Raw genomic sequence first — 14,934 nt, 5'->3', positions numbered from 1 at the left:
GCGAAGGACCGGTTGCCTGCTTTACGCTGCTCTTCCGGAGATTCGGCAACCGGAGGATGCATGTCGAGTGAGAACGAAACGGTCAGCCGCAAAAGGGATTCGGCCGCCACCAGTGCGGCGATCCTGACCGCGGCGCAGGAATTGTTTGCCGAACGGGGGTACGAGCGCGCGACGGTGCGCGACATCGCGACGCGGGCCGGCGTGAATCAGGCGCTGCTGTTCCGGTATTTCGGCAACAAGGATGAACTGTTCCGGGCCGCGATCGCGGACCAGGGCCGGCGCATGCTCGAGGAGGGGTCGGTCGACGGACTGCTGAGCAGGCTGCTCGCGCGGGCGCTCGAACCGGCCGGATCGGTCGCGCAAGGGCAGTGGTTGCAGGCGGCGCTGCGGTCCAGTGGGCACGACGAGGGGGTATCGGCGATCCGGCGCGAGCTGGGCGACGAGTACGTCCGCGCCTTGTCCACGCTCAGCGACGACCCCGATAGCGAGCTGTATGCCGACCTGCTGCTCGCCTGGTTGCTCGGCATCGGATTGATGCGTTCGGTGCACCGCAGAGAGCCGCTGGCCAGCGCCGACCCGACCACGGTTGCTCGCCATGTGCTGCGCGCCGCGCAGGTGCTCTTGGCCCGGGTGGACGTGAATTTCCCACCGCCGTAACGGAATCCGACCGTTGACGGAGCATTGTGACCTCCCTAACATGGACTCTTGTAAGCACTTGCTTACATCGCTTACCGCGCCAGTCGGCGTCGGCGAAGGGAGCCCCGCATGACCGTGAAAACCGAGGTGCGTCACTACCCTTTCGGTGAACCCGTCCGCCTCGATATGGACCCGCTGTTCGCCAAACTGCGCCGGGAGGAACCGGTTTCCCGCGTGCAGCTGCCCTACGGTGTCGAGGGCTGGCTGGTCACCCGCTACGCGGATGCCAAGCTGGTGCTCGCCGACCCGCGATTCAGTCGCGCCGCCACGGTGGACCGCGAGGACATCCCGCGCACCACACCGCAACCGTCGCGGCAGAATTCGCTGCTCAGCATGGACCCGCCCGAGCACAGCAGGCTGCGCAAGCTGGTCGCCAAGGCGTTCACCAGTCGCAGGGTCGAGCAACTCCGCCCCCGCGCGCAGGAGATCGTGCACGAACGGCTGGCCGCGATCGAATCGGCCGGGCCGGTAGCGGATCTGGTGCAGAGCCTCGCCCTGCCGCTGCCCGTCACCGTGATCTGCGAAATGCTCGGCGTTCCCACCGAGGACCAGCACCGGTTCCGGGATTTCTCCGACACCGTGCTCTCCACCACCGCGCACACCCCGGCCCAGATCGATGCCGCGCGTACGGCTTTGGAGGCCTACCTGGCCGAGTTGGTGGCGCAGCGCAGGGCGCGGCCGACCGACGATCTGCTCGGCGCGCTGGTCGCCGCTCGCGACAACGAGGACCGGCTCACCGAGGACGAACTCGTCAACCTCGGCATCGGCCTGCTCATCGCCGGCCACGAAACGACCGCCAACCAGATCGCCAACTTCACCTACGTCCTGCTCAGCGAACCGCGGCACTGGGAACTGCTCTGTGCCCGTCCGGAACTCGTGCCCGCCGCCATCGAAGAACTCCTGCGCTACGTCCAACTCGGTTCCGGCGGTTCGTTCGCCAGGGTCGCCACCGAGGACGTCCCGCTCGGCGGCGTCACCGTCCGCGCAGGCGAGGCGGTCATCGTCAACACCCAGGCCGCCAACCGCGACGAAGCCATCTTCGACAACTCCGAACAACTCGACCTCACCCGAATGCACAACCCCCACATGGCATTCGGCCACGGCGTCCACCATTGCCTCGGCGCCCAACTGGCCCGCCTGGAACTGCAAGTCGCGATAGGCTCACTGCTGCACCGCTTCCCGACGCTACGCCTGGCCGTCCCGTTCGAGGAAGTACCGTGGAAAACCGGTCTGCTGGTCCGCGGACCCACCGCGCTCCCGGTGACCTGGTAAGGGGAAACGAGTATGGCTGACCAACATTGGCGCATAGAAGTCGACCGAACCACCTGCCTCGGCTCCGGCATGTGCACCGGCCTGGCCCCCGACCACTTCACCCTCGTCGAAGGTCGCTCCAGCCCCATCACCAACCTAGTCCCACCCGACGACCTCCTCATCGATGCCGCCGAATCCTGCCCCATCGAAGCAATCCTTATTCGTGAGGAAGAATCCGGAGCCATCCTCGCCCCCGAACAGTGAGCAGGTCCGACGGCGCTGCCGGATGGGCTCGTTCCCAGCCGGCGGCGTCGGCAATCGCCCGCAGTTCGCCACTTGCGCAGTCGTGGACAAGTCGGCGTCTTACGCTGCGAGTGTGATGGAGATCGGCTCGCGGGCACGAACGCTGCCCGCACCTCCGCTCGCCGTCTGGGAGTCGCTGACGCAGCCGCGACGCCCACGAGGGCGTGCGTGGCTCGAGTTGCTGCCCGACGAGGTCGAACCCAAGGTGCTGGAGGCGGACAAACCCAACAGGGTTGTGTGGTCGTCGCTTTGGCCGAGTCGCCCCGATGACCAGGTGCACTTCGAGCTGACGCCTGCCGAGGGCGGACAGACCCTACTGAGATTTACCCTGCTGACCCCGGCCGAACTCCCGGACCAGAGCAAGACCGGACACTTGCGCCGCCGCCTCAACCACCTACTCTTCGCCGACCTCCGGTTCTCATACGGACAGTGATCGTGATCGTGATCGTGTTCCGCCACGCATCAGCGCGGCGTTGGGTGGATGGCCAGAGTGTTGATGAACAATTTTGTCAGCTGGGTAGGGCTGGGAGGTCGGCGTAGCGGGCGCTCACCGGGGTTGCGGCCGGTTGAAAATGGGTTGGCGTGGGGTGTGGTTGGTCGTAGGGTGGTGGCGTTTACGGAGTGCGTAGGGGTGCTCCGGTCGAGTTCCGAGGTGATGACGTATTCCTTCCCAGGCCGCGTAGCCGTTTTCCGGCACTGACCCCGTGAGCCGCTGACGCGTGCTCCGGGTCTGTCGTGGACGGCTTCTCCCGCGGCCTGGGGCTTTGTCGTACCCGTTTTATTTTCTGTGCGCAGTTGGCGTACGTGGCCCTGGCCTGCCCGTATTTCTTGCCGACTGTCGCAACAGGAGTTTTTGTGTCTTCGGAGACCCTCGGGGCTGTCTCATGATTCGCGTGCTGATCGCCGGCGGACTACGGCTGCCTCGTGAAGCGGTGGCTGCCGTGCTGGCCGGCGAGCCCGGCGTGCAGGTGGTTTCGCAAGTATCGCGGGGGAGCGAGGTGGTGCCGGGTGCACTGCGTACTCGGCCGAATCTGGCGTTGTTGGACGCCGATCTGCCGGGGCTGGATGGGGTTTCGGCTGCGGCGCAGTTGAAATCGGCGGTGCCGGATTGTCGGGTGATCATTGTGACGGGGCCGAGTCGGCCCGATGTGCTGCGGGCGGCGTTGGCGGTTCGGGTGGAGGGGGTGCTGAGTAAGGGGGCGTCGATCGAGGCGTTGACCGACACTGTGCGCAGGGTTGCGCATGGGGATCGGGTGCTGGAGCCGCAGGCGGTTGCCGAAGCCTTGGGCGGGCCCGACAATCCGCTCACTGATCGCGATCTCGATATCCTCCGGCTGGCCGCGCAGGGGCGCACGCCCGCGGAAATCGCTGAGGCACTGCATCTTTCGGCGGGGACGGTTCGCAATAATCTGGCCGCCATCAATCGCAAGGTGGGGGCTCGTAATCGCATCGAGGCGATACGGATTGCGGTTGGCCGGGGATGGATTTGACGTGCATTTTGCACGGAGTGGCGTGCGATCTGCATCGGTCGGCGGTCGGGCAACCCTTGCACGGTTCGCCATCTGCGCTGGTCAGTCGCGTGCGTGCCGTTCGGTCCGCGAATCAAACGCAGCGCACGGCTGGTGCCTTGCCGCCAACAATATCGCTGCGAACAACCCCGATGCCGAGCCGATGGTGACTGCCGTCGGAGAACAGGAGAGATGATGTCTGCTCAATGTGACGTGTGCGGTAAGAAGCCGAGTTTCGGCAAGCGGGTGGCCCGCGCCGGACGCCGTGCGCAACGGCGGTACGTCAAAGGGCGGACGAGTCGCCGGTTCAATCCGAATATTCAGCCGGTGCGGACCGTGCAGAACGGTGCGCCCGTGCGGATGAAGGTGTGTACCTCGTGCATCAAGAAAGGCAGCGTACAGCGGCGCGCATAGTCACAGCGACAGCGGCGCAGCTTGTTTCGGCCCCGGCCCGCCGATTCTTGGTATGGCTGAACGGTGGTCGGCATCCGCAGTACGAGCGAGACGAATTTCTGTGCCACGACTGCGGATTGCCGACCGCGCCCCTCGACGGCCCGGACGAGTGGTACACGGTGCACGACCGCGTGTGGGAATGCGCCGCGGCTTCGTCGGACAACATTCTGTGCATCGGCTGTCTGGAGACTCGGCTCGGACGCCGTTTGCGCCATACCGATTTCGTCGCCGCGGCACTGAACGATCCGAACTACGGACACCACAGCCCTCGACTGCAAAGCCGCCTACGTCCAACGCTCACACACTGAGCCTGCTGGTGGATCGATCGGGAACTGGTGGGGGCAGAGAGCGCCGCACCACCAGTTCCCCACGATCATTTGTCCAGCAACGCCTCTGCCTCGCTGATCGCCCGGATGAGGGATTTCGGTTCAGGCTCGAGCCCGGCGACGATCGCGTCGATACCCCGTAGCCCAGCCCGTTCCAGCAGCCGCTTTTCGTTGGTAACCCATTCACCGCGAGCGGCGAGAGCCGCGTGTGCTGCCTGCATCGCCGCGACGCCGAGAGTCGCTGCTACTTCCGTGGATTGGGCGCGTACGACGTAGTTGTTCTTGGCGTATTGCAGCGTCATCGTGGCTCGATTCCGCCAAATCGGCGGCGCCGCTTCACGAAGGGCGGCAGGGTAGGACGGGCGGGGGAGAGTGCCGTGCAGTACCTGGTTGATGGCGAGTTCAGCGACCACCAGGTAGCTGGGGATACCGGCAAGGTGGAACATCAGGGGCTCCCAATGGAACCGACCTTGCTCGGCCTCGGCTAGTTCATGGTCGACCACGTCGAGGTCGCGATAGTGGACGTCGACTTTGCGCCCATCGATGGTGAACCATGCCCCGCCGTTGAAGACGCCACCACCCCACCCGCTGATCTCGGAAACCTCACCAGGCCAGCCGATTTCACGGAGCGAGGCGGGCTCGAAGCTTCCTCGGTAGTAGACGGCGAGGTCCCAGTCGCTGTCCGCGGCATGGGTGCCCTGCGCGCGAGAACCACCGAGGGTGACGGCGTGGACGCCGGGGAGGGTGGCCAATCGTTCGGTGACGTGTGAAAGGAAGGTCTTGTCGGTCATAGTCGTCCCAGGGGTAAGCGGAGTGATGACGGATACGGGCAGCACCACCGGGCGCTGAACCACAACTGGGGCAGCGTTATTCGGCGGGCGCACTCGGCATCGGTCATCACTCCACGAGTCGGATCGTACCGGGCCGGCGCGATGAACTCGACCGATTTTCCGGGCGGCTACCGCTCTGGTGGTTTGGGCCGGGCGCGCAGGTGTGCACGTTCGCCTTGTTTGCCGAAAAGGCTGAGGAATTCGACGGGTTCGGCGTCGGCGGCACCGAACCAGTGCGGTACCCGGGTGTCGAATTCGGCGGCCTCGCCGGGGGTGAGGATCAGGTCGCGTTCGCCGAGGACGAGCCGCAACTTGCCGTTGAGGACGTAGAGCCATTCGTAGCCCTCGTGCGTCTTCGGCGCGGGTTCGCTGCGGCGGGAGTCGGCCGCGATCACCATCTTGAAGGCTTGGATGCCGCCCGCTCGCCGGGTCAGCGGGAGGATCGTCATGCCGTGGTGGGTGACCGGTCGCAGGTGGATGCGCGGGTCGCCGGTGGCGGGTGCGTCCACGAGTTCGTCGAGGGTGACGCCGTGGGCGCGGGCGAGGGGTAGTAGTTGCTCGAGGGTCGGGCGGCGGCCGCCGGACTCCAGGCGAGACAGCGTGCTGACCGAGATGCCGGTGGCGGCCGAGAGGTCGGCCAGGGTGGTTTCGCGTTGCCTGCGCAGTGCGCGCAGCCGTGGTCCGACCGCGTCGAGTGCCTGATCGAGATCGTCGTCCATGCCGCCATCTTGCCAGATCGGCAACAAAGTTTGCACATATGCCGGGCTCGGTCGCATGGTGGTCGCGGAGGTGGTCGAGATGACTGAACAGCTGAAAGACGGCTATGACGTGGTGGTTGTCGGCGGTGGCGCGGCCGGCCTGAGCGGGGCGCTGATGCTGGGACGGGCACGGCGGTCGGTGGTGGTGATCGACGCGGGCGCGCCGCGCAATACCCCGGCGACCGGCGTGCACGGACTGCTGGCCAGGGAGGGAATGGCGCCGGGCGAGCTGCTGGAACGCGGTCGAGCGGAGGTGCGGGGGTACGGCGGTCAGGTGGTCACCGGTGAAGTCACCGCGGTGGACCGGGTGGACGAGGGATTCGCGGTGACCCTGGCGGACGGCCGGGCGGTCCGCGCCCGGCGACTGCTGGTGACCACCGGCCTGGTCGACGAACTACCGGACGTCCCCGGACTGCGCGAGCGGTGGGGACGGGACGTGCTGCACTGCCCGTACTGTCACGGCTGGGAGGTGCGCGACCGAGCGATCGGCGTCCTCGGCACCGGACCGATGGCGGTGCACCAGGCACTTCTGTTCCGCCAGTGGAGCGCCGACATCACGCTCTTCACGCACACCATGCCGTCGCCTACTCCAGCGGAGGCGGAGCAACTCGCTGCCCGCGGCATCCGGGTGGTGGCAGGCGAAGTGGCAGCCTTGGAGATCGTCGACGACCGATTGGCAGGCGTGCGCATGAGCGACGGCACGGTGGTCGCTCGGGAGGCGGTGACGGTCCAGTCCCGGATGGTGGCGCGCTCGAATTTCCTTGCGGCACTGGGGCTTCAGCCCGCACCGCACCCGTCGGGTATGGGTGAGCACGTCCCGGCGGATGCGACCGGCCGTACCGGTGTACCCGGTGTGTGGGTCGCCGGCAATGTCACCGACTTGTCCGCGCAGGTCGGCGGAGCCGCGGCGGCAGGCGCTTTCGCGGCAGCCCAGATCAACGCCGATCTGGTCACCGAGGACACCCGCCGAGCGGTCGATGCGTACCGAAACCCGTTCTCCCCGGAGAGCGAAGCGGACGTCGGCGAGTTGGTGTCGGCCGAGCGTCGGCACGGACTGTGATCGACGCGCTCACCTGACCCGCGAGATTACCCCTCGGGCAGCGGAATCAGCTCGAGATGCTCAGCCGCCTTCGGTGTGCCGCAAGCACTCCGACCGGACACCAGGTCGACCCCGCCACCGTGCGACACCAGGAACCTGCCACATACGCAGCGCAAATAGCGCACCGCCCCGTGTGCGGAGACGAGCATGGGCGAGGGCCAGGAGCAGGAGGGGCAGGCGGCGGACATGGGAGCTAAGCCTGGGTAGTCACCGAAGGTATTGCAATCTTCTGTGCGGCGTGGCGACCGATCGGTATGAAATTTAGTCCGCAAATAGGACATTCGCGGATGTTCCAGGCGTAACGGGCATTTTTGCTGTGCGCCTGGAACTTCTGCGCCACCGACTCACCGAATCGAGGCCGTTTCCTTCGAGGGCTCGACAGTGGCGGGAATGAGCCGGCGGCGCGGGAAAGGCGTCCACCAATTGGCCGGGCCCATGAGTTCGACCAACGCGGGAACCAGCAGCATGCGGACCAAGGTGGCGTCGATCAGCAACGCGATGATCATGCCGAGTCCGAGAAAACGCATGGGCGTCAACGGAGAAAGAGTGAACGCACCGGTGACGATGATCAGCAGCGTCGCGGCGGCCGTGATGACACGGGCGGTCTTGAGCGTCCCGACGCGGACCGATCCCGAGGTATCGGCCCCCGCCGCATGCGCCTCCACCATGCGGGACAGCAGGAATACCTCGTAGTCGGTGGACAAACCGAAGACGACCGCGATGATCAGCACGAGCATGCCCGCGGCGAGCGGCCCCGGACTGATACCGAGGACACCCGCCAGGTGGCCGTCGTTGAAAATCCAGGTGAGCACGCCGAAGGTGGCGGCAAGACTGAGGAAGGCCATCGCTACGGCCTTGAGCGGCAACACGATCGAGCGGAACGCCGCCGCGAGCAGCAGCACGGTCGCGCTCACCATCGCCAGAATCATCCAGGGCATGGCGCGCACGATGGAGTGCACGCTGTCGACGGTGGCGGCGGTATCGCCACCGATCCGCAGGAATGTACCGTCCGGGGGAGTCAACGCACGGATGTCTTCCACAGTGGCCGAGGCTTTTTCACTGCGGTCGGTGGCCTGGAGGAACGCGTGGAAAACGACGAAATCATCGGCCCGGCCCACCTGGAACACCTGCCGGACACCGTCGACCCGGCCGAGCGCCGTGCTCGCGGCATCCACCGCGGCCGACTGCGGCGGCCCATCGACGCCGTGCAGCACCGCCGTGACACCGCTGCTCGCCGCGGGGAACGTGGCGGTGAGTTCCTCGACGGTGGTGCGCATTTCATTGCCCGCGGGCAACGCGCGGTGGTCGATGTCGCCCAGCTTCGCGCCGGTGAGCGGCACGGCGAGCAGCACAAGGATCGCGCCGACCACGATGGTGACGAGGCCAGGCCTGCGCAGCACCGCGTCCACCACCCGCCCCCAGAACCGCTCGGTGCGATCTTTGCCGCCCGCCTTACCGATTCGAGCACCGAACAGCGCCAACATGGCGGGCAGCACGGTGAGCGAGAGACCTGCGGCGAGCGCGACCGCGGCGATCGCGCCGAACCCCAGCGACCGCAGCACGGCCTGCGGGAACACGAAAGTGCCTGCGAAGGCACAGATCAGCAGGAGCGCCGAGAAGGCGACGGTCCGACCGGCGGTCGCGCAGGTGCGTTCGATGGCGGACTCGATACCGCGCCCACCGGCGAGCTCCTCCCGGAACCGGGTTACCAGGAACAGCCCGTAATCGATCGCCATGCCCAAACCGAGAAGCGATGCGATATTCACCGCGAAGGTGCTCACCTCGGTGAATTCGGTGAGCAGACGAATGGTGCCCATCGCACCGAGCACCGCAAGAACCCCGACCGCCACCGGCAGCGACGCCGCGACCACACCACCGAACACCAGCACCAGGATCAGCAGAGTGAGTGGCAGCGAGAGGGATTCGGCGCGCACCAGATCATGCTGCGATTGACTGTTGATGTGGGTCGCCAATGCGCTGTAACCGGACAACTTGGTGTCGATGCCCGGCACCCGCAGCGCCGCTTCGATATCGGGATAGGCGGTGACCCGTCGATTGTCGTCGCCCGCGAGAAACACCACCGCCAGCGCCTGCCGGTTGTCGGCGGAGCGCAGGAACTGTTTACGCGGCGGCACACTGTTCCAATAGGTTTCGACCGGGCGTTCCAGCAGCGCGGGATCGATCCCGGCGAGCGACTGTCGCACCCGAGGGCCGATGTCGTCGAGCGTCTGGCCGTCGGGCGCGGTGTACAGCGCGACCGCGTCGGGCGTCTGCGGGCCGAAGTGCTCGCGCACCAGCCGATCGACCGCCGCCGATTCGCTGTGCGGGTCATTGAAGCCTGCCGCGCTGACCTTGTCGGCGGTATTCGTCCCCAGCAGCCCGAACAGCAGCATCACTCCGACGACCACGGCGAGGACCGTGCGCGGCCGGGCGATGACGAACCGTGCCCAGCCGGTCATCGCGCCGGTGAATCTTGGGGTGCGAGATCGGCTTCGAGGGTGGCGGCGATCTTGTCGAGCAGTGCTTCCAGTCGCGGCTCGACGCCGGCGCCGTTGCGACAGGACACCGTCAGCTCGAGCCGGCCGCGCGACTCGACGATGCCGAACAGCATCGGCATCGCTCCGCTGTGCTGGGGCAGCACCCGCATCGTGCTTGGGGTCCACCCGGGCACGGCCATCTCGTCCAGATCGACGCTGCCCATGTGAGACACCGTGGCGGACACCATGTTCCGGTTGCACCGGGCCCCTAGCCAGTTGCTCACCCGCAGCACCGTCCGGATGGCGGCGGGCGGAAACTTCGACAGGCCACCGTTGTCGAGCTGGTTCAACTCGGTCTTGCCTTGCAGCCCGGCTCGCATTCGGGCACTGACCGTTTCCCAGCTGTCGCCGGGCGCAACGTCGACGAACAGCGGCAGTGCGAGATTGCCGGTCGAGCGCAGGGCAGGGTCGTGCCTGCGCAGGTCGACCGGCACCATGAAGCGAGACTTCGCACCGGCCTCGGCGGCGAGGATCGCCGAGACTCGCGCGACGATGCCCTTGCCGTTCGCGTGAATGGTGCGGTGCCGCAACAACCATCGCGACGCGCTCGGATCCTGCCGCCCGCGTCCGGTCGCCGCCGGATAGGTCGGCAGCACCAGCGTCTGCTTGCCCGGCGCACCCACCTGCGCCACCAACTCGGCGTCGGAGATCGGATCGGGCGCACCGACCGGCGCCACCCCGCGCAGCGCGCGGAGCACGTCGTCGGCCCACATCCGCATACCCATCCCGTCCATCACTCCGTGGAAGACACGGAATACCAGGGTGGTTTGTTCACCGGTCAGCAGCAGTACCTCGGTGGTCCGCTCCGGCGTCGGCCCGATCGGGCTGTTCAACACCGCATCGTCTTCCAGCGTGGCGTAGTCGAGCGTCCAGCCGGGGACCACCCGAACCTGGGCGGGCACACCGCTGTCCACCCAGTAGTTGCCGTCGCGGACCAGCCGCGCACCGGGATTCGCCGCGGACGCCACGTCTACCGCGCGCTGCACCGCATTCGGGTCCAGGGTGCCGACGCCGTGCACGGCCAGGTGCATCAGGAAGGGCGGCGACACTTCCCTGGTGAAGAAGTACAGGCGCTCGGTGGGCGAGATCTTCCGGCGGAAGACGGTGCCGGTGGGCCCACTCGTCGCCGGACGCACGGAATCGCTGCGCGAAGCTTGGTTCATTGGTGACCTCCGGTGCCGACTGGGTGCTGCGGTTCAGCGCAAATTTCGAGTGAGTTCGACGGCGCCGCCCTGGGTTTCGAGCCACGCGAGGAAGGTGGCCAGCCCGCTGTCCCGGTCGACCACCGGGGCGTAGCCGAAATCGCGAGCGGCGGCGGCTGTGTTGTAGGTCGCGCTGCGCGTCATCAGTGCGACGGCGTAGCGCGACAGCGGCGGCGACCAGCGCGTGGCGACCGCCGGTATGCGCCAGAGGGTTTCGATGACGTTGACCACCGCGTCGATCACCTTGGGGTTGGGCTTGCGGCTCGGTGGTTGATAACCGAGGTCGGTGGCCACGGCGCCGAGGAATTCCCAGACGTTCGTCTTCTCGGCATCGGCGACGAAATACGCCTTGCCGCCCACGGCATCCGAGGCCGCCGCCTTGACGCACGCCTCGACGATGTTGTCGACGTGGCACAGCGACGCGTACACCGTGCGACCGAACGAGATGTCCGGCAGCGTACCGGCGCCGGTCTTACCGAGCAGCCGCACGATCGGGCCGGACCGGTCGCCCGCGCCCCAGATCGCGCGTGGCCGCAGCGCGCAGGTGGTGAATCCTGCGGTGTTGGCGGCCAATACGGCCCTTTCGGCGGCCGCCTTGGTCTCCGAGTACAGGTTCAGGTAGCGCCGCGGGTATGGGACCGACTCGTCGATGTCGAGCTGGTCGCCGCCGTCGTAGTCCATCAGCGCACTCGGACTGGAGATGAAGACGAACCGGGACGCGCCACCGCGGCGCGCCGCGTCCAGCAGGTGTTCGGTCGCGCGGACATTCTCGTTCCAGAACTGTTCGCGGGTGCCGCGCTCGTCGACCCGTGCGGCACTGTGGAACACGATGTCGACGCCGTTGGTGGCGGCCACCAGCGAGGCCGGATCGGTGAGATCGCCGTACACCAGCTGTACCCGGTCGGCGTCGGTGCCGAGATCGGTCAGCTTGCTGGTGCGCCGCACCAGGATCGACACCTCGTGCTCGCCGTCGCGGACCAGCCTGCGCACCAGCGCCCCGCCGAGGAACCCGGAGGCGCCGGTCACCAACACCTTGCTCATGCCTGCGCCTCGCCGGCGCTCGGCTCCGCCATGCCCACATCGGCGCGGTGCCGTCGATTCGCTCGCTGCCGCTCGCTCATTGCGTCTCCTGCGTTCGCCACCAGGTCATTCCGAAGATCTGCGTCAACACGGCCGTCTCGACGGGGGAGCACCCCGAACCCTCGGCCGCCCGCAGCGCGGGCCGGATCTGGGCCGCGTGCACCACGACGCTGAGGAACGCGTCGATCCACCACGCGGCGCGCAGCACCCGGTTCTCGGGCACCCGATCCGCCGCGATCGCCAGCACACCGCCGGCCAGGTACAACCAGCCGAGAATCGGGATCGCCCGCAGCGCCGTTGTTTTCGCACTCATGTGCCCGTTCCGATCTGCTTGGTGGCCCACTGCGCGAGCTGCTCCCGGCCGATCTTGGCGTTGTGCCGGATGTCGACCGGAAAACCGGGATGGATCAGGAAATCCGCGATCGGACGGGTGAGCTCGAACTCCGACCCGCGGGCCCGCAGCGCGGCCCCGACCGCCGCGCCGTCGGCCTCGGGCTGCAATTCGATGCAGAGCACGGGGCGCTGCGCACCGCGCGCGCCGACACCCACCAGCGCCGTCCGGGCAACGCCCGCAACAGTATTGAAGATCTGCTCGACCTGGACGGTGAACATCGGCCCGTCGGCGGTGACCACCCGCTGACTCTTGCGCCCGCAGAACCAGATGCGGCCCTCGTCGTCGATCCAGGCGAGATCGCCGGTGCGATGCCAGATCCGGTCGCCGTCGACGATCTTGCCCTGCCGGTTCGCCTCCGCCGGCCAGTAGTAGTGCGTACTGACATTCGGTCCTGCGACTACCAGTTCGCCGATACCCCGCGAACTTTCGAGGTCGCCGGCCAACTCCTCGACCCGTGCCCAGGTCGGTAGCGGTTCGTCGGTGATGGCAACTACTCTGGCCGCGATCTGGTCCGCCGGACGCCCGATGCAGGTGCCCTCGCCGCGATGCGCCCGATCCACCAGACCGTCGAACAGCTCCCGGGATTCGATGAGCGACATCGGCAAGGCCTCGGTGGACCCGTAGCCGGCGAAGATCTGCACGTCCTCGGCCAGCACCTCGCGCAACCCGGCGATGCACCAGTCGGGTACCGGCGCGCCACCGGAGTAGATGCTGCCCAACGTCTTCAGCTCGATCGGCCGCTGCTCCAGATGGCGCAGCAGTGGAATCAGCAGCGCGGGGGAGGCGAACATCGTCCGTACGCCGAACTTCTCGATCGCATGCGCCACATGTGCCGGGTCGGTCGAACCGACCTTGCTCGGGATCAACGGCGGTAGCACGCAGCGCGATCCGAGCAGCAGATCGAGAATTCCGACCAGCGGCAAGGTGATCAGCGAGGTCTCCGGCGCGATCCGGCCGCGGGCCGTGTGCACCTGCTCGACCATCGATGCCAGATTGCCGTGGGTCAGCTCGACCGCCTTGGCGGGTCCGGTACTGCCGGTGGTGAATCCGATGACCAGCACGTCGTCCGCTGCGCCGGGTACTCGCTCGGGCGCGACACCGGACGGCGTGGTGCCCCAGGCCGCGAGCCGTTCGCCACGCCAGAACCAGCGCTTGCCCACGGTCACCGTGGTCCGCACCTTGCGGAAGCTGCGCCGGAACAGCACCCGCACGGCGTGCGCGGGCGGGATGCCGATGAACGCCTCCGCTTCGACCGCGCGCAGGCAGTGCACCATTTTGCGCAGGCCCATCCCCGGGTCGATCACCACGGGCACGGCGCCGATCTTCAAGAGCCCGAACAGGATCGCGTAGAGCTCCGGACTCGGCAGCACCAGCACGATGGTGCGCGTGCCGGTGCCGACGCCTGCTGCGGTGAGCCGCTCGGCGATCGCCTCGGACCAGTCGTCCAGCTCGCGGTAGGTGACGTGCCGATAGGACGGCAGGTCAGCGGATTTCGCGCCGTCGGGGTAGATGACCGCTTCTCGATCCGGTTCCGTGCGCGCGAACGCCCGGAACCGGTCGATGGCCTGCCAGTAGGTCGCCGAGGTCACGCAGCCGCCCCGGCGAGCACGGGCAGCCGATACAGCACCGCCGCCGCCGACGGGCCCGCGCCCGCCGCGACGAACAGCACGTGCGTGAAGTCCTGCAGGGTGTCCGAGACGACCGCGCGGTCGTAGGCCTGCGGCAGCGACGCCGTGTGCGGGTCGCCGTCGGTCAGGTCCGGCGTGCGCACCGAATCCTGGTCGATGCCGAGGGCGTCCGCGAGCCGGGCCGGGAAGTCCGGGCTCGGTGTCGATGCGATGAGCGCCGTGCCGGCCAGGTCGCTGTGCCCGGCGTCGGCGAGCGCCGCCCGAGCAGCCTCGGTGGCCACGCTCAGCAGCCGGTCCGCGAAGCCGGGTTCCCGGTCCACGGTCATCAGGCCGCGGCCGACGGTGCCCATAGTCGCCGTATCGACGTACGCCTCGACCGCCGGGGTGCCGTCACCGTTCACCGTGTGCACCCGGCCGAAGCCGTCCGGCTCGTCGGTGTGCTCGAGCAGCAGCGCGGCTCCCGAAGTGGCATAGGGGAAGTCGTCGGTGGCCGCCGATCGGGTCATCGACGGGTGACCGTCACCGGCGACGATGAGCACGTGCTCGGCGCTGCCGGTTTGCAGGATGGAGGTGGCGACCTGGACCGCGTTGAGTACGCCGGTCGCGCCGTTCATCAGGTCGAACGAGAACGTCCGCGGATCGTCCTTCGCGTATTCCAGGCCGATGCCCGCCGCCTTCTGGATCAGCGCGGAGACGGCCGGTTCGACGGTGTTGGAGTCACGGAAGACACCGGCGTTGATCAGCACGCCGACCTGGTCGGGGCGGACACCGGCCCGCTCGAGGCTCTGCTTCGCGGCCAGGCCGCTGTTCTGCACACTGCTCTGCGTGTCCCGGCTGATGCCGATGGATTTGATGCGCACGCCCATGGC

The 14,934-nt window shown here is 67.5% G+C and carries 15 protein-coding genes; 7 read left to right on the top strand and 8 right to left on the bottom strand.

Features of this window, described 5'->3' with window-relative positions; all coding sequences use genetic code 11:
* Nucleotides 1-60: 60 nt before the first annotated feature.
* The 6 genes from DMB37_RS06305 (at nucleotide 61) to rpmB (ending at nucleotide 4,172) form a co-directional block, all read left to right on the top strand.
* Nucleotides 61-657, top strand: a complete 597-nt coding sequence (locus tag DMB37_RS06305) for a TetR/AcrR family transcriptional regulator (protein ID WP_135231896.1) — start codon at nucleotides 61-63, stop codon at nucleotides 655-657.
* Nucleotides 658-765: 108 nt separating this feature from the next.
* On the top strand, nucleotides 766-1,968 hold the full coding sequence (locus DMB37_RS06300; protein ID WP_135231895.1) for a cytochrome P450: 1,203 nt from the start codon (nucleotides 766-768) through the stop codon (nucleotides 1,966-1,968).
* A 12-nt stretch (nucleotides 1,969-1,980) separates the two neighbouring features.
* Entirely contained in the window at nucleotides 1,981-2,211 is a 231-nt protein-coding gene (locus DMB37_RS06295) for a ferredoxin (RefSeq protein ID WP_135231894.1), read from the top strand.
* 115 nt (nucleotides 2,212-2,326) lie between these two features.
* Entirely contained in the window at nucleotides 2,327-2,683 is a 357-nt protein-coding gene (locus tag DMB37_RS06290) for a hypothetical protein (protein WP_370465400.1), read from the top strand.
* A gap of 451 nt (nucleotides 2,684-3,134) precedes the next feature.
* Entirely contained in the window at nucleotides 3,135-3,740 is a 606-nt protein-coding gene (locus tag DMB37_RS06285; RefSeq protein ID WP_135231892.1) for a response regulator transcription factor, read from the top strand.
* A 210-nt stretch (nucleotides 3,741-3,950) separates the two neighbouring features.
* A complete protein-coding gene (rpmB, locus tag DMB37_RS06280; protein WP_107657782.1) occupies nucleotides 3,951-4,172 on the top strand; it encodes a 50S ribosomal protein L28 in 222 nt (73 codons plus the stop codon).
* 412 nt (nucleotides 4,173-4,584) lie between these two features.
* Here the strand turns inward: rpmB and DMB37_RS06275 are convergent, their stop codons facing one another.
* Nucleotides 4,585-5,328, bottom strand: a complete 744-nt coding sequence (locus tag DMB37_RS06275; RefSeq protein ID WP_135231891.1) for a nucleotidyltransferase domain-containing protein — start codon at nucleotides 5,326-5,328, stop codon at nucleotides 4,585-4,587.
* 167 nt (nucleotides 5,329-5,495) lie between these two features.
* The gene (locus DMB37_RS06270; protein ID WP_135231890.1) at nucleotides 5,496-6,086 is read right to left on the bottom strand and encodes a helix-turn-helix domain-containing protein; all 591 of its coding nucleotides are present in this window, start codon (nucleotides 6,084-6,086) and stop codon (nucleotides 5,496-5,498) included.
* A 79-nt stretch (nucleotides 6,087-6,165) separates the two neighbouring features.
* Here DMB37_RS06270 and DMB37_RS06265 point away from each other — a divergent pair, with 79 nt between their 5' ends.
* Entirely contained in the window at nucleotides 6,166-7,185 is a 1,020-nt protein-coding gene (locus DMB37_RS06265) for an NAD(P)/FAD-dependent oxidoreductase (RefSeq protein WP_206055202.1), read from the top strand.
* A 383-nt stretch (nucleotides 7,186-7,568) separates the two neighbouring features.
* Here the strand turns inward: DMB37_RS06265 and DMB37_RS06255 are convergent, their stop codons facing one another.
* From DMB37_RS06255 to DMB37_RS06230, 6 genes are all read right to left on the bottom strand, one after another.
* A complete protein-coding gene (locus tag DMB37_RS06255) occupies nucleotides 7,569-9,683 on the bottom strand; it encodes an MMPL family transporter (protein ID WP_135231887.1) in 2,115 nt (704 codons plus the stop codon).
* Entirely contained in the window at nucleotides 9,680-10,924 is a 1,245-nt protein-coding gene (locus DMB37_RS06250) for a peptide synthetase (protein ID WP_135231886.1), read from the bottom strand. The genes DMB37_RS06255 and DMB37_RS06250 overlap by 4 nt, the downstream gene beginning before the upstream one ends.
* A 33-nt stretch (nucleotides 10,925-10,957) precedes the next feature.
* Complete coding sequence (locus DMB37_RS06245; RefSeq protein WP_135231885.1) at nucleotides 10,958-12,004, bottom strand: NAD(P)-dependent oxidoreductase; 1,047 nt, start codon at nucleotides 12,002-12,004, stop codon at nucleotides 10,958-10,960.
* Between the two features lie 76 nt (nucleotides 12,005-12,080).
* Nucleotides 12,081-12,356, bottom strand: a complete 276-nt coding sequence (locus DMB37_RS06240; protein WP_135231884.1) for a hypothetical protein — start codon at nucleotides 12,354-12,356, stop codon at nucleotides 12,081-12,083.
* Nucleotides 12,353-14,026, bottom strand: coding sequence for a fatty acid CoA ligase family protein (locus tag DMB37_RS06235; protein ID WP_135231883.1), 1,674 nt, complete (start codon nucleotides 14,024-14,026; stop codon nucleotides 12,353-12,355). Before DMB37_RS06235 ends, DMB37_RS06240 begins: the two co-directional genes overlap by 4 nt.
* Entirely contained in the window at nucleotides 14,023-14,931 is a 909-nt protein-coding gene (locus DMB37_RS06230; RefSeq protein WP_135231882.1) for a hypothetical protein, read from the bottom strand. The genes DMB37_RS06235 and DMB37_RS06230 overlap by 4 nt, the downstream gene beginning before the upstream one ends.
* Nucleotides 14,932-14,934: the final 3 nt, after the last annotated feature.

It is taken from the genome of Nocardia sp. CS682 (genome assembly GCF_004634405.1).
In the GTDB taxonomy this organism is placed as follows: Bacteria; Actinomycetota; Actinomycetes; order Mycobacteriales; family Mycobacteriaceae; genus Nocardia; species Nocardia ninae.
The sequence above is the reverse complement of the archived record's forward strand: the minus strand, read 5'-3'. Positions and strand labels throughout refer to the sequence as shown.

Coding starts and splice junctions, on each gene's coding strand:
- DMB37_RS06295 (WP_135231894.1), top strand. CDS start 1,981: ATGGCTGACCAACATTGGCGCATAGAAGTCGACCGAACCACCTGCCTC.
- rpmB (WP_107657782.1), top strand. CDS start 3,951: ATGATGTCTGCTCAATGTGACGTGTGCGGTAAGAAGCCGAGTTTCGGC.
- DMB37_RS06305 (WP_135231896.1), top strand. CDS start 61: ATGTCGAGTGAGAACGAAACGGTCAGCCGCAAAAGGGATTCGGCCGCC.
- DMB37_RS06300 (WP_135231895.1), top strand. CDS start 766: ATGACCGTGAAAACCGAGGTGCGTCACTACCCTTTCGGTGAACCCGTC.
- DMB37_RS06240 (WP_135231884.1), bottom strand. CDS start 12,356: ATGAGTGCGAAAACAACGGCGCTGCGGGCGATCCCGATTCTCGGCTGG.
- DMB37_RS06255 (WP_135231887.1), bottom strand. CDS start 9,683: ATGACCGGCTGGGCACGGTTCGTCATCGCCCGGCCGCGCACGGTCCTC.
- DMB37_RS06285 (WP_135231892.1), top strand. CDS start 3,135: ATGATTCGCGTGCTGATCGCCGGCGGACTACGGCTGCCTCGTGAAGCG.
- DMB37_RS06265 (WP_206055202.1), top strand. CDS start 6,166: ATGACTGAACAGCTGAAAGACGGCTATGACGTGGTGGTTGTCGGCGGT.
- DMB37_RS06230 (WP_135231882.1), bottom strand. CDS start 14,931: ATGGGCGTGCGCATCAAATCCATCGGCATCAGCCGGGACACGCAGAGC.
- DMB37_RS06245 (WP_135231885.1), bottom strand. CDS start 12,004: ATGAGCAAGGTGTTGGTGACCGGCGCCTCCGGGTTCCTCGGCGGGGCG.
- DMB37_RS06290 (WP_370465400.1), top strand. CDS start 2,327: ATGGAGATCGGCTCGCGGGCACGAACGCTGCCCGCACCTCCGCTCGCC.
- DMB37_RS06270 (WP_135231890.1), bottom strand. CDS start 6,086: ATGGACGACGATCTCGATCAGGCACTCGACGCGGTCGGACCACGGCTG.
- DMB37_RS06250 (WP_135231886.1), bottom strand. CDS start 10,924: ATGAACCAAGCTTCGCGCAGCGATTCCGTGCGTCCGGCGACGAGTGGG.
- DMB37_RS06275 (WP_135231891.1), bottom strand. CDS start 5,328: ATGACCGACAAGACCTTCCTTTCACACGTCACCGAACGATTGGCCACC.